The following is a 13851-nucleotide window of genomic DNA, read 5'->3' as shown; positions in this document are numbered from 1 at the left end:
GATGTTTAATTTTAAACCAATAATGTTCTATAGGATTAACGCGAGTTTCATATTAAGATGCCTAAATTATGGTTAATGAATATGCTATAATGCTTATCCTTTCAAGGTTTGTAAGAGGTGTGACAAGTTTTACAATTTAATAGTTATAGTCAAAAAAGACAATTTACTAAAAATTTATGCAGTTTTAAGTACATTTTATAACAAAAACAATATTACTAATATCCTCGTAACCCAGTTACTATCAGCTATTCAGTTCCTCTATTAATACGAAACTCGCGTTTCTTAATGTCCCCCTTCGGGGATAAGAAATCCCTCGCCTTCAGGCGAAGGGAAGATATAATGAAATTGCTTTAGCAATGAATTTATATCAAGAAACATGAGAAGTTATAGAATGACTAACGAATATTAGAATTACCCTCAACGAACATTAAAATTACCTATAAAAAAGAAGTAACTATGGACAGTAAAATCGAATAAAAATTTCTTTTTTAAGATTTATATATTATTCGAGAATTACTGATGACATGTACAAATAAACAAGTAGGTATTTTAATGCAAAAGATCAAAAAATATAATCAGATAATTTCTGCTGCAAAAGCAGGTATGAGTGTAAAAACGGCACGTAAGTATTTACGTGTTAATAAGTATCCAAGCGAATTACGAACAATACGTAAATATAGGACACGTAAGGATCCATTTGTTAAGCACTGGGATGAAATAGAATCAATGCTAGAATCAGCTCCGGTAGTTGCAAGCAACTACCATATTAGCATATTTGACAGAAAAGTATCATGGGAATTATAATGGAAAGCAATTATGCTGTTTGCAGAAAAGGTTGAAACAATGGAGAGCTGAACATGGTAAGGATAAGCCAGTAATCTTTTTACAAAATATTCTTCCTGGCAAACAAAGCCAGTCTGATTGGAGCAATATGAATCAATTGGGTATTTGTATTGGTGGGAAACCATATCCTCACTTACTATTTCATTTTATGTTGCCTTATTCATGTTGGGAAACTTTCAGCATTATGCCATAGTGAAAGTTTTGATACATTAGCATCAGGGTTTGAAAAAGCTGTATGGGAGTTAGGTGGGAGTTTTACCCAGAGCATCGTACAGATAATTTAAGTGCAGCTACCAAGCAATGTGGTAATAGTAGACAATTTACAGAAAAATGGCAAGAATTGCTTGGTTATTACGATGTTGCACCATCGCGAAATAATCCCGGTGTTAGTCATGAAAAATGGTTCTGTTGAAAAAAGTCATGATACATTTAAGCAAGCAGTGAAACAACATTTGCTATTACGTGGATCACGTAATTTTGTTGATTTAAAAGCTTATGAATTATTCCTTACACAAATTAAAGAAAAGCGCAATAGCTGTAGAAAAGAAAAATTAGCTGAAGAATTAGTTTATTTAAAAGAGTTACCAATCAGGAAATGGAATGCACCTACAATATTATCAGTACGTGTTAACCCAAGCAGTACAGTTAGTATTTTATCTGTAGCTTATTTGTGCCTAGTCGCTTAATAGGTTATACTTTAAAAGCTTATATTTATTCTGAAGAAATAGAGCTTTACTATGGTAACAAATGTTTACAAAAAATGTCTAGAATCAGCAATGGCTATGTTATTGATTATAGACATATTATTGATAGTTTAGTACGTAAACCTAGAGCATTTGTCCAATATCAATATTATGAAGCTTTATTCCCACGTGCTATATTTCGTCAGGTATATGACCAGCTTATATCTATATATCCATATAAAGGGCATAAAATATATCTTAAAATATTACAATTAGCAAAAATGTATGGAGAATTGAATGTAGTTGCTGCATTAGAAGTGCTATTAGAAGAGAAGATTGAGCCAATAATTGATCATATTACAGATTTACTAAATAGTCAGACTAAAACTGTTTGTTCAGTAAAAATTAATCAACCAATACTGTCTGAATATGATCAATTACATTGCTTTAAAACAATGGAGGTCGCATGAGTAAACAGATAATAACTCTGCAACCGCTAAATAATTTACTCAAGAACCTTTGCTTACCTACTTTTGCATCATGCTACAAATCAGTTGCAGAAAGCTTTGAGCAAGAAAAGAAAACATATATAGATTACTACAGGAGTTAGCCATACGTGAGTTAGAACATAGACATCAGCAACGTATTGCCAGATTGCTGAAGCAAGCAAAACTCTCTCGAGATAAGTTATTAAGCAACTTTGATATTAAGAGTATCCCAGGATTATCGTCAACTAAGATCCAATATCTTGCACAAGGAGAATTTATGGATCGCTATGAAAATATACTTATTTTTGGTAATCCTGGCACTGGCAAAAGTCATCTTAGTATAGGTTTAGCACGTGAGTGGTGTCTTGCTGGTAGGCGTGTATTATATACAACAGCAGCTAATTTGGTTCAACAATTACTAGAAGCAAAACTTAGTTTAAAACTTAAGCAAATTATTAAAAAATTCGATTATTTTGAAATATTGATAATTGATGATATATCATATGTACCATATAATCGTGAAGAAACTGATGTTTTATTTACCTTATTACCTGAACGTTATGAAATGAGTAGTGTATTAATTACTAGCAATTTAGTTTTTGCAAAATGGGAATACTATTTTTAAAGATGAAATGACTACGTCAGCAGCTATTGGCAGATTGGTTCACCATTCTTCAATTCTTAAACTAAATACTGAAAGTCATAGAATCGCTACAGCGAAAGGCAAAAAATTAACTATAAAATCGGAGGATAATAATGTAATACTTTAGACAATATTTTTTACTCAAAAATGGGGAATTTTAATATTCGTTCATCATTTGTACTCACTTTATAACAAAAACAGTATTATCAAGATCCCCGTAACCCAGTGTTTATCAGCTATACAGCGACTTTTTGAATACGAAACTCGCGTATTACTAATATCCTCGTAACCCAGTTACTATCAGCTATTCAGTTCCTCTATTAATACGAAACTCACGTTTTATTAATACGAAATTCGCGTTTTATAGGTGATTCAGGTTATAACGATACTCTTTTTAAAGAGATCGGAAAAAAAGATAATATTGATGAAAATAAATTTATTATTCCTGAAATAGGTGAGTTTTTTCTATTTGATAAAAACGATTTATAGTGTATTAACTTGAATTAGATGTGTTTTGTCACCCATATTATAATGTTTTACTGGATCCCGTGAATAAATCACGGGATGACAGAGAGAAATAATAAGGCCACACCAACCATCCCTGAACGACACAAAATTCAGTTTATAATGGAGATAAAAGCATATTTATTACTTGAATGAAAATTGCCAATTTCTGATTTATCACGAGAAGAGAAAATAGAGCTACTAAATGGTTGTGCTTGGGGCATTGCATTAGTCCATAATATTCTACCGCTTTTTGCTTCTACTATTCCTATAGACATAAATATATTATCTGCATTACTTACTGAACAACCCAAAGCACTCATTAAAAAGTCACGTGTACGAGCTCCGTTAGTCTTTATCATTTGCATATAATTAAGTAATACAAATATATCAGCTCCTGTTTTTTCTCCTAAAATTATAACAGGTTCACCTATATTTTGAGTAATTGAGAAAGCTTTTTCTTCAGGCCATAATAAAGGCGTATATAAAGCAGTATAAGCATTATTATAGGAGCTACGGAAACGAGATACTAAATCATCAAGCTTTTGTGTTCTAATATCTTTTTTGTGCAATAGCTTAACTCTTAAACCATTCTTCTGCATTGCTAAAGAAATTTCTTGCTTCAACAATTCTTCCAAATGATCTTCATAGTCATATTTACGTTCTTTGCAATTACCAATATCTAACGTATATACTTCCATTTGCATCGGTAAAACTAATATTTCCTTGTGAGCGATCATATTTTTATTATATCCGCTAACATGACGCACAGAAGTTACTTTTGTACAGCCTGAAGTAATAAAAACTAATAAAACATACAATACTAGGTTTTTTAATTGCATAATTATTACCTATTAATTAGCCGGTATTATACGAGTACGCTTTTCGGAAAAAATAACATATACTTTTTGACCGTTTCTTATATTTACGTCTGTACCTTGTACTACGGTAATTAAACCGCTTGTAAATGCAGCAGAGATAACATTACGCATAGCAGTACTACCTTCATAATAGTCACTTTTTATTTTAGAAGTATCAACTTTAATTAAATATTCATACCCTTTACTCTGTCCGAGTTTATCTTGTAATATAGTTCCAACAGCTGCCCCTGCAAGTGCACCTCCGACAATTGCAGCAGTAGTACCGTTTCCTTGACCTACTGTACTACCAAGTACACCTCCTGCTATACCTCCTGCTGCCATACCACCTGCATTATCCGATAAACGATCTAATTCTTTTATTTTTACAGGACGTACGGATACTACTTCTCCTTCTAACGTTAAACTTAATGTTGAATCGCTAGTATATACATTTGAAGATAGGTCACGAGCACAACCGCTAATAAAGGTAGCTAAGATAATAAAAATTATAGATTTATGAAAAATTTTATGCATAACATTTAAATTTAAAGTTAAAAAAATTACAAATAAAGACACTTACATTCATTATTTCCGTCAAGATTTATTTTTTACCTATTACGGTTAAATAATATGGTCATAGAATAAGCAAGTACGGCAAACATGCAAAGATATAAAATCGGAAATAGGTTAAAATCAAATGATTTTATTACCTTTGCACAAATATAATTAGCAGTACCGGACATTAACATTGAACCAATATTATGTCCTAAACTTATAACACGATAGCGTTCTTTAACTACAAAAGACTTAATAACTATACTATGAGCAAGAGCATTAAAAGGAGCAACCGATGCAGCTAACATTAAACTAGCTGCAAGCCCTAAATTAGTCATTTGATATTTTACTGCTATTATAAAAAATACACTTGCTGTAATAGTACATATAAATGCGATTTTTAATACCGAATTAATTCCTAAACGGTCGGCAATAAAACCAGCAATCGGCATACAAACAGTAAAGCATATTATTATTAAGACTGAAAAAGAACTCATAATAATACCGACTGAAGGTAATACAATCGGTAAATATTGCTTCATAAAGATGATTGCAATTTGATATGTTGCTCCAAAACCTCCGGCTAAGAATATTAACCATGCAATATTTTTCCATTGCTTTTTAATTATAGAGCTAAGTTTTTCAATAGAATCTTGGCCATGGTGTGCTTTTTTAAACTCCGGTGTTTCATCAAATTCCCGACGATAATAAAGAGTTATTAATGCAAGCGGTAAACTTAGTAAAAATGGAATACGCCAACCCCACTCCGGAAAAATATGAGAATTGAAGAAATTAGTTGCACCAATCCCGCATAATAAACCCATTACTCCTGTACATCTAGTTATTGCCGAGGCAGTAAATCGGTATTTTGCTCCTAAATGTTCAATAACATAAATCGCTACACCGTCATATTCCCCTCCAATAAAAATACCTTGCATGAAGCGACATAAAACTAAAATTATTGTACTCCAAACTCCTATCGAGGAATAATCGGGCAATAAACCGATTATTAAGGTAGGGATTACAATACCGATAATCGTAAAACTTAAGGCTTTTTTTCGACCGTATATATCCCCTATACGTCCAAAAATATAAGCACCTATAGGTTTTGATAAATATGCTACTGCATAAACGGCAAAAACATTTACAAGCTTTGTTAATGGATCAGTACCGGCTGAAAAGAATTTATCGGCGATAATTGCCGCTGAAAAACCATATAAACTATAGTCGTAATACTCAATGATAGTGCCTAAAAAAGCACCGAGAACTTTATTGCTTGATTTTGTTTGTTTCATTTTAAAGGTATATGTCATTTTCGGTGTCATCCCGTGGCTTGTCCAGCGTTGTTGCATGGATAGGTTTTCCCGTCATTGCGAGAAGAATTACGTAGTAATTCGACGAAGCAATCCAGTAAAAAATTCTGATTTACAGAATTTTTTTATTATTTTTTCTGGATTGCCACGCTCCTTACAGTCGCTCGCAATGACGATTAGGTATTATCCATACGGGAATGACATAGGTATACATGACCACTTTGGCCGTTACTTAAAATCCTTCAAAGACCTTTATATAAAGGTGGACTTCATATATCTAAACTGAATTAGTATTAGACAGGGACGATGTCCTAAAAGTTATTGGTAGTCCTAGGTTAATATTAAGCTCACGAACCAAGCAGCCAAGAGCTAATATATCACTTTCTCATTTTACATGCAAGGTTTTCTAGGTAACCTGCTATAGTAGTTAAGGTTTCTGCGAATTTTTCTTCGTCGGGATGATTTTTTTGAAGGCCGTTTTTATTAAGTTTTTCTGTTAGACTAGCTATTTCAGCTTGAGCATTAAGTGATGCCATAACTAATAATAGCTCAAAAGAGGCTGTGGGACTACCAAGTTTAATTTCCGCTATTTTATCATTCAATTTATTCGCTAAAGATAGTAATTCTTCCTCATCTCCATTATTACAATATAATTGAAAACTCTTGTTATTTAATGTTACCGTAACAATTGACATAATTATTTTTGCTGTTTTTTTATTTCTTCAAGTTCATTAATATAAATGTTAATTTGATCTAGCATTTTTATATAATTATCTTTTAATTCTTTATTTTCGTTTTGTAATTTTTTAATTTCATTTAGATCATACTCATGAATCTTCAATAACTCATCAAGTTTATGCTCTACTTCTTCCATTAATTTCTTTAGACTGCTTACATAACTTGCTTCTAAAGGTAATTTGTACGTCGATAGGGTACTCGCATCCTCACGTACTTCTTTGTACGCTGCGGTTCTGCGTTCCGTGTCTCCTTCAAATTCCTCTTTATTAGCTTCGTTCTGTAAGCAGTCTAATATTTCATTATCCATTTTCGTTTAAGCGTTAATTATGAATGGATGACTTACAATAATAATCGATAACATTATAATAGATATAAGTACTAATTGTTTTTTACGTTTATAATTTATCAATGCCGTAGCTCTTTTATTACTTAATAATTTTTCGGTTTCGTTCTGTTTAGTAGCTTCTATCTGCTCTGCATTTCGATCTTTTACATTAAGATAATCCAAGTATAATTTTAAGTAACCTCTTACGTATACTTCTCCCGGTAAAACATCAAAATTATCCTCTTCTAAAGCTACTAAATATTTTTTTCTAATTTTTAAATCACTAGATACCTGATTTAAAGTTTTACCCGAATCTAACCTAATTTGCTTAAGCATTGATGACATAATTTACTCAAGTTTTTGTAAGAATATTTCAAATTTCTTATTTGCTAAAATAATTATATTTAAGTCTATAGTTTCTTGAGATTTAATTTCTTTAATAAAATCAAGAAAATTTCTAACTAAGTTATTATTATCATCAATCCATAAATCTAAATCAATAGTTGTTTTAGATTTATTAATTATTTTTATTAATAATCTACGTTGTTTATCATATAAATCATCTTTTAGCGATTGAATACCTAAGCGACGCCAAAATGAATCATTCAATTGCCTATAACAAGCTTTACGTAACCAATCAAGACTAAACATATCACTTATAGCAAAATAAGCTTTTGCTATCTCTTTATTATTTCCTGAAGTCTGTTTTGTTACATATATAATGTCAAATACTGAAATTAAATTGTCAAATGTAGCGATAGTAGCAGCAAATGATTCCTCTACCCCGCTAGTTGTATAATAATTTAATTTTTCTTCAAATCTTATTTTAGTTTCTCCGACTAATAAAGTACCTACCGTTTTTCTTAAGTTTTGTGCAGGAACTCTAAACTCTTCTATAGTTTCACTAATATTAATAGGATGTTTTAAATTTTTAATAAACCACGAAATACCTCGACGCATTAATTTCGTTATTTCGGTAAACATGTCGATTTTTACATTGTAATCAATATTAGTAGGTAGCTTACTTATCGTTTCCCATATATCATCAAGATCAAAAATTTCACAAATAATGGTATATGACCTTATTATATCACAAAGAGGAGCCCCAATCTCACGCTTTACAATACTAATAAGCGGTCCTCCAAGCTGATTAATTATTTTATTTATAGTAACGGTTTTAATAATCTCATGTTTAAGAGGATGAGATAAAATTTCATTATAAAACTTTTTTTGCATCATTTCAGGAAAATAATCTATAAGATATGCATCAAAATATTTATCATGGGAAAAAGTAGAATTAAGTAACTCGTGATAAGCCGACCTTTTACTATATGATAGCAGTAAGCAAAGCTCAGGACGAGTTAATACTTCACCGCTAATAGCTCTTCTATTCAATTCTTCTGCACTAGGCAAAAATTCATTTTCCCGCTCTAATACTTTTTCTTCTTCTAAAATATCTATAAATTGACTAAGTATATTAACGGTTAAAGTAGGAGATAGTTGCATAATTGTTATTGCTTCGGTTTGCTTATAATTATCAAGCAATACTAACTCTTCAACTTGCTTTGTCATATCGTTTAGAAGTTTATTACGTTCTTCTAAAGTAATTTTTCCTGAGGTTACCGCACTACTTAAAGCAATCTTGATATTTACTTCATGATCAGAGCAATCAACACCTGCTGAATTATCAATAAAGTCGGCATTTATGCGTCCGCCTTTTTTAGCATATTCAACTCTACCTCTCTGTGATACACCGACATTACCGCCTTCTGCTATAACCTTTGCTCTAATTTCTTCACCGTTACATCTAAGGTTATCATTTGCTTTATCACCGATTTCTAAATTATTTTCCGTTTTAGCTTTAATATAAGTGCCTATTCCGCCATTCCACAATAAATCAACATCTGCTTTTAAAATAGCTTTAATTAATTCTTCCGGTGACATCTCATTATCATTTATATCAAGTAATTTTTTAATTTCCGGTGATAATTTTATTAATTTACTACTGCGTTCAAATACTTTGCCTCCTTTAGAAATCAGCTTAGAATCATAATCGGACCAATTAGAACCCTTTAAATTAAATAAACGCAAACGCTCATTAAAACTTGATAAAGGATCAGGAGTAGGATCAATAAATATATGTTTATGATTAAAGGCGGCGACTAACTTAATAGTCTCTGATCTTAGCATACCGTTACCGAACACGTCTCCCGACATATCTCCTATACCTACGACGGTAATAGGGTCTTTTTGGACATCTAACCCTAAAGTTTTAAAGTGATTAGTTACGGAAATCCAAGCTCCTTTGGAAGTAATAGCCATTTTTTTATGATCGTAACCTGCAGAACCACCGGAAGCAAAAGCATCATCAAGCCAGTAATTATATTCTCTTGCCACACTATTAGCATAATCCGAAAATGAAGCTGTACCTTTATCGGCAGCAACCACTAAATAAGGATCTTCTTTATCATAAATAATAACCTCTTTCGGATATACTACTTTACCGTCAATGATATTATCGGTTATGTCTAATAAACCTCTCAGGAAATTCTTATAGCATTCTACCACTTTTTCCATATATTCATCACGAGTAAGCCCTTCCTCAGTAAAATGAACATAAAAGCCGCCTTTAGAACCGACAGGGACAATAACGGAATTCTTCGTCATTTGTGCTTTCATAAGCCCAAGGACTTCAAACCTATAATCTTCTGCTCTATCCGACCATCTAAGCCCCCCGCGCGATACGGGACCGCCTCTTAAATGAACAGCTTCAAAATTTCTAGAATAAACAAATGCTTCGGCAAACGGAACAGGTTTAGGCAAATCCAGTACTTTTGAAGAATCAAACTTAAATGAAAAAATATGTTTATGTGGTTGATAGTAATTTGTTCTAGTAATAGCATTAACTATACCAAGCATATTACGTAGTACTTTATCTTCACTACTCATCTCAACGGTTACTAAGTAGTTATTTAGTTTGTCTTTAATTACGTCACAATTATTAGACATCTTCCCAAACTTCGCTTCTAGAGGTAATTTAGACGTCGAACCGGTACTCGCATCCTCACGTACTTCTTTGTACGCTGCGGCGGCAAGTGCTTCCGTGTCTCCTTTAAATTCCTCTCTATAAGCTGGTTTAGAAAGATTTCTATCATTGGAGTATTTAGGATTGAATTTTATATCAAATAGATTTACCAACATTTTTGTATATTCGGGATGTTTAAGTAACGTTAACTGTACATAACCTTTACCGTAACTAAATCCTGTTTGATGTAAATATCTTGTTAAAGCTTTGACGAGTTTAACTTGCTTCCAATTAAAACCGGCAAGTACTATTAATTTACTTAAAGAATCATTAGCAAGCATCCCAAGTGCCATTTTATCTAAAGCTTCTTCAACATTTATTTTTAATTCGGTAATATTATCCTTTACAGGTACAATAGAAGTTAAGATAAAATTATATATCCAGCTTTCTTTGATTCCCAAAGCCTCCTTAATTGCAAAAGTTTGTTCATCAATTGCTTTAAAACCTAAATTTTCGATTGACGGCAATATGTTAGAAAGGGCAAGTTTTACTTTTGGACTATATATTTTTAAGTAAAATTCCGTTTCATTTATATAAACTAGATTAAACATACATTCTTGTGACTTGCTTGCTTCCGTTAAATATTCAATATCTACTAAAGCTATCTCTGGAGAAAATTTTTGCCTATAGTCTGCCGGAAAAACATTATCAAAAAGCTTTAAATTAATACCTGCTTGATATTCACCGAATTTTTTAGAAAGCTTAAAATAAAAATCTTCACTCCAACGTGTAGAGATACGATCTAAATCTTGCTGTATTATTTCTGCTTCAAAATTTATTTTATGTTCCCCTTGTGCTTCAAGCGTTACAAAAAGATAAGAAAAATTACCGGCTACTTCGGTGATATAGTTGGATAAAATTTTACTGCCGAATTTTTCCGCTAAATAACAATCTATCATATTATGTATTTCAGCCGTTAAACGTTCTCGTGGCAGAAAAATTATGATATTAAGAAAAGAACTCGACCAATCATATTGAATAAATAATTTAAGCTTCTTACTCATCATACTTGAGAGCATATGTAAACACATACAATATAAATCGCCTTGATCAATTTGTATTAAAGCTTCTCTCGGTAACGACTCCATTAAAATTCTTAACTTATCGGCATTATAACCGGATAATGCAAAACCGGCTTTCTCAATTACAAAATTAAATTTTTGTCGTAGGATTGGAATATTACTTATTGAATGGTAATACATATTTGAATTATATATGCCGAAAATTATACTTCCCGAAATATATTCACCCGAAGAGTTAAATTTTTTCACTAAGATATAGTCGATTAAATTATCTGAATGGATAAGCGACGCACTATTTATTTTACCGAGTATTATTAATTGATTTTGATATAAAGGATTAGCAGAACATTTTATAATATCATCAATCTCGTCTTTTACTTCTTGCCATATTTTTGCTGCTCCTATTTCATTGCTTAATTTTAAAGATTTTACCTCAAAATCAAGAGTCCCTAATAAAACCAAATTATCGTTTTGTAACCAATTTAAGAATTCTTTAGCCTCTTCAAAATTTAATTTATCATTATCAATTATATTTTTAGATAAATCTTGTAATTTTGTGAGTAATTGCGGTAAATGGCTATAGCTTTGCTCTAACTCTTCTAATCTTTCATTTATAGCCTCAGTTAAAAATGTAGCAGTTTTATCATCAAAGTTTCCTAAAATGGTTAAATGTAGTATCGATTCTGATTTTTCATCCGACACAGAATTTTCTAATATTTTTTCTAATTCTCCTTTACTATTTCGGACACAGTTTATTACCGGATGGAGTAAAAACTTAGTTTGCAAATTCATGTTTTTAAGCAGACATATGATAAAATCAACAATATGCGGCTTATTATCAAGTAATATCAAGACATTTATTGCCGGATCATTTTCGATAACTGCCTTTGTTATTGCTATTTTTCTTGCTCTTTCTACCCTTTGCTTAAAAAACTTAAAGGCTTCATCTGCAAAATTTTGGAATAATTTTTCTCTATTCTCAAAATCATAATCTATCGGAATATAATTTAAAAACTTTTGAACAAAATCTATATATATGGAACTTGACTCACGTTCCTTGCTAAGTTCTAGAATTTTAGTTTTATAATTCGGAATTTGACAATTTAAACGACTAAAATTTAAAGAGGTTGTTTTTGGGGTCATGATTTTCTCAAGTAATAATAATATGATTATTTCTTTTGTTATTATATTATATAAAATAACTTAAGCAAGAGGCATAGAAAATAAGTGGAAACGATATTTGCACAAAGCTCTGCATTCGGTAAAGCAGGCGTAGCGGTTTTTAGGATTTCCGGTCCTAAAAGCTTAGAAGTTTTACAACTACTTACCGGTAGAAAGGACTTTAAATCGAGATTAATGTATTATCAACAAATTACAGTCCCTGAAACTAAGGAGCTAATTGATAATGCTATGGTTGTTTATTTTAAATCACCAGGTAGCTTTACCGGTGAAGACGTAGTTGAGATTCATACGCACGGTAGTAAAGCTATTTCTATAATGCTTATTAATGCATTGTTAAATATAGCTGATATTCGTTTGGCAGAAGCAGGAGAATTTACCAAAAGAGCTTTTTTAAATAACAAATTCGATTTAACGGCAGCAGAGGGGATAGCTGATCTAATTAATGCCGAAACCATTATGCAGCATAGGCAAGCAATTAGACAAGCAAGCGGCGGGCTTGAAGAATTATATAATAACTGGCGTAGTCAGCTTTTAAAAATTATCTCTCTGCTTGAAGCTTATATAGATTTCCCTGATGAAGATATACCGGATAGCGTCCTTAATGACGTTAATAACACTCATAAAAACCTTGTAAATGAAATATCTAATTATCTTAACGATAATAGACGGGGAGAATTACTAAATAGCGGTCTTAAGCTTGCAATTATCGGTCCACCAAATGTTGGTAAGTCTAGCTTACTAAATTTTTTAATGCAGCGAGATATAGCGATTGTTTCAAATATCGCAGGAACTACTAGAGATATAATTGAAGGGCATTTAGACATTGGCGGCTATCCTATTATTTTACAGGATACAGCAGGTATAAGAGAAGAAAGTAGTGACATTATCGAGCAAGAAGGTATAAAACGAGCTATTAATTCGGCTAAAACAGCGGATATTAAAATTATAATGTTTGATGCCGAAAAATTAGATTCCTCTATAAATGAAGATATTATTAATTTAATTGATGAAAATACTATCACAATAATTAATAAAATCGATTTAATCGAAGCTAGTAAAATCTTTTCTATTGAAAATAAATATAAATGCTTAAGAGTTTCAGTAAAAAATAATATTGCTCTTTCAAGTATATTAAAAAATATTGAAAATATTGCCGAAAATATGGCAGGATTTACCGAAACTCCTTATATAACAAATCAGCGTCATCGTCATTATTTAAAACAAGCTCTCTTACATTTAACGGCTTTTAGCTTAGATAATGATTTAGTCCTAGCAACTGAAGATATTAGAATGACGGCACGCTGCATCGGTACAATTACGGGTGTTATCAACGTAGAAGAAATACTAGGCGAGATCTTTAAAAATTTCTGTATAGGTAAGTAATGTTGTATAGCTCGTTCTATGTCATTCCCGCAAGGTATTATTGCATGGACACCAAATCGTCATTGCGAGGAGAGGCAAAGCCTCGACGTGGCAATCTCATGAAACAGTAGACTTCTTGCATAACCTATCTTATAAACGCGAGTTTCGTATTAATAGAGGAACTGAATAGCTGATAGTAACTGGGTTACGAGGATATTAGTAATATTGTTTTTGTTATAAAATGTACT

The 13851-nt window shown here is 31.7% G+C and carries 14 protein-coding genes, 1 other RNA gene and 2 pseudogenes; 8 read left to right on the top strand and 9 right to left on the bottom strand.

What is annotated here, in order from left to right:
- Window positions 1-519: 519 nt before the first annotated feature.
- The 7 genes from REIS_RS10625 (at window position 520) to REIS_RS16760 (ending at window position 2784) form a co-directional block, all read left to right on the top strand.
- A complete protein-coding gene (locus tag REIS_RS10625; RefSeq protein ID WP_050755339.1) occupies window positions 520-804 on the top strand; it encodes a hypothetical protein in 285 nt (94 codons plus the stop codon).
- Window positions 805-835: 31 nt separating this feature from the next.
- The gene (locus REIS_RS10620) at window positions 836-1036 is read left to right on the top strand and encodes a hypothetical protein (RefSeq protein ID WP_050755338.1); all 201 of its coding nucleotides are present in this window, start codon (window positions 836-838) and stop codon (window positions 1034-1036) included.
- A 42-nt stretch (window positions 1037-1078) separates the two neighbouring features.
- Window positions 1079-1255, top strand: coding sequence for a hypothetical protein (locus tag REIS_RS13875; RefSeq protein ID WP_008579312.1), 177 nt, complete (start codon window positions 1079-1081; stop codon window positions 1253-1255).
- Window positions 1236-1529, top strand: coding sequence for a hypothetical protein (locus REIS_RS10615; RefSeq protein WP_008579311.1), 294 nt, complete (start codon window positions 1236-1238; stop codon window positions 1527-1529). The genes REIS_RS13875 and REIS_RS10615 overlap by 20 nt, the downstream gene beginning before the upstream one ends.
- A complete protein-coding gene (locus REIS_RS10610; protein ID WP_008579188.1) occupies window positions 1514-1996 on the top strand; it encodes a hypothetical protein in 483 nt (160 codons plus the stop codon). Before REIS_RS10615 ends, REIS_RS10610 begins: the two co-directional genes overlap by 16 nt.
- A 115-nt stretch (window positions 1997-2111) precedes the next feature.
- Window positions 2112-2639 carry an ATP-binding protein gene (locus tag REIS_RS00590; RefSeq protein WP_371256144.1) on the top strand — a complete coding sequence of 176 codons (528 nt, stop codon included), beginning with the start codon at window positions 2112-2114 and terminating at the stop codon, window positions 2637-2639.
- 7 nt (window positions 2640-2646) lie between these two features.
- Window positions 2647-2784 (top strand): ATP-binding protein, encoded by a 138-nt coding sequence (locus REIS_RS16760; RefSeq protein ID WP_160142956.1) that lies wholly within the window; start codon window positions 2647-2649, stop codon window positions 2782-2784.
- Between the two features lie 490 nt (window positions 2785-3274).
- Here REIS_RS16760 and REIS_RS00585 read toward each other — a convergent pair whose 3' ends face one another.
- From REIS_RS00585 to REIS_RS16745, 9 genes and pseudogenes are all read right to left on the bottom strand, one after another.
- A complete protein-coding gene (locus REIS_RS00585) occupies window positions 3275-4003 on the bottom strand; it encodes a hypothetical protein (RefSeq protein ID WP_008579308.1) in 729 nt (242 codons plus the stop codon).
- 12 nt (window positions 4004-4015) lie between these two features.
- Window positions 4016-4555, bottom strand: a complete 540-nt coding sequence (locus REIS_RS10605; RefSeq protein WP_152540729.1) for a hypothetical protein — start codon at window positions 4553-4555, stop codon at window positions 4016-4018.
- A gap of 74 nt (window positions 4556-4629) precedes the next feature.
- Window positions 4630-5871: an MFS transporter gene (locus REIS_RS00575; RefSeq protein ID WP_037214155.1), complete on the bottom strand. Its 1242-nt coding sequence runs from the start codon at window positions 5869-5871 to the stop codon at window positions 4630-4632.
- Window positions 5872-6098: 227 nt separating this feature from the next.
- Window positions 6099-6257: non-coding RNA, 6S RNA (ssrS, locus tag REIS_RS11775), on the bottom strand.
- 9 nt (window positions 6258-6266) lie between these two features.
- Window positions 6267-6584 carry a cell division protein ZapA gene (locus tag REIS_RS00570; protein WP_008579304.1) on the bottom strand — a complete coding sequence of 106 codons (318 nt, stop codon included), beginning with the start codon at window positions 6582-6584 and terminating at the stop codon, window positions 6267-6269.
- A 2-nt stretch (window positions 6585-6586) separates the two neighbouring features.
- A complete protein-coding gene (locus REIS_RS00565) occupies window positions 6587-6934 on the bottom strand; it encodes a palindromic element RPE1 domain-containing protein (protein WP_008579303.1) in 348 nt (115 codons plus the stop codon).
- A 6-nt stretch (window positions 6935-6940) separates the two neighbouring features.
- A complete protein-coding gene (locus REIS_RS00560; protein ID WP_008579302.1) occupies window positions 6941-7297 on the bottom strand; it encodes a helix-turn-helix domain-containing protein in 357 nt (118 codons plus the stop codon).
- Window positions 7298-7300: 3 nt separating this feature from the next.
- Window positions 7301-9955 (bottom strand): annotated as a pseudogene (locus REIS_RS16755) (NAD-glutamate dehydrogenase domain-containing protein); the annotation flags it as partial.
- 150 nt (window positions 9956-10105) lie between these two features.
- Window positions 10106-12202: pseudogene (locus REIS_RS16745) on the bottom strand (glutamate dehydrogenase); the annotation flags it as partial.
- Window positions 12203-12286: 84 nt separating this feature from the next.
- Between REIS_RS16745 and mnmE the strand changes: the two are divergent.
- Complete coding sequence (gene mnmE / locus REIS_RS00550; protein ID WP_008579300.1) at window positions 12287-13624, top strand: tRNA uridine-5-carboxymethylaminomethyl(34) synthesis GTPase MnmE; 1338 nt, start codon at window positions 12287-12289, stop codon at window positions 13622-13624.
- Window positions 13625-13851: the final 227 nt, after the last annotated feature.

Origin of the sequence: Rickettsia endosymbiont of Ixodes scapularis (genome assembly GCF_000160735.1) — a bacterium.
Taxonomy (GTDB): Bacteria; Pseudomonadota; Alphaproteobacteria; order Rickettsiales; family Rickettsiaceae; genus Rickettsia; species Rickettsia tamurae.
The sequence above is the reverse complement of the archived record's forward strand: the minus strand, read 5'-3'. Positions and strand labels throughout refer to the sequence as shown.

Excerpts from the sequence above, each read along its gene's own strand:
- REIS_RS10615 (WP_008579311.1), top strand. The coding sequence starts at position 1,236 with ATGAAAAATGGTTCTGTTGAAAAAAGTCATGATACATTTAAGCAAGCA.
- REIS_RS10625 (WP_050755339.1), top strand. The coding sequence starts at position 520 with ATGACATGTACAAATAAACAAGTAGGTATTTTAATGCAAAAGATCAAA.
- REIS_RS13875 (WP_008579312.1), top strand. The coding sequence starts at position 1,079 with ATGGGAGTTAGGTGGGAGTTTTACCCAGAGCATCGTACAGATAATTTA.
- REIS_RS00560 (WP_008579302.1), bottom strand. The coding sequence starts at position 7,297 with ATGTCATCAATGCTTAAGCAAATTAGGTTAGATTCGGGTAAAACTTTA.
- REIS_RS10605 (WP_152540729.1), bottom strand. The coding sequence starts at position 4,555 with ATGCATAAAATTTTTCATAAATCTATAATTTTTATTATCTTAGCTACC.
- REIS_RS00570 (WP_008579304.1), bottom strand. The coding sequence starts at position 6,584 with ATGTCAATTGTTACGGTAACATTAAATAACAAGAGTTTTCAATTATAT.
- REIS_RS00575 (WP_037214155.1), bottom strand. The coding sequence starts at position 5,871 with ATGAAACAAACAAAATCAAGCAATAAAGTTCTCGGTGCTTTTTTAGGC.
- REIS_RS16760 (WP_160142956.1), top strand. The coding sequence starts at position 2,647 with ATGACTACGTCAGCAGCTATTGGCAGATTGGTTCACCATTCTTCAATT.
- REIS_RS00585 (WP_008579308.1), bottom strand. The coding sequence starts at position 4,003 with ATGCAATTAAAAAACCTAGTATTGTATGTTTTATTAGTTTTTATTACT.
- REIS_RS00565 (WP_008579303.1), bottom strand. The coding sequence starts at position 6,934 with ATGGATAATGAAATATTAGACTGCTTACAGAACGAAGCTAATAAAGAG.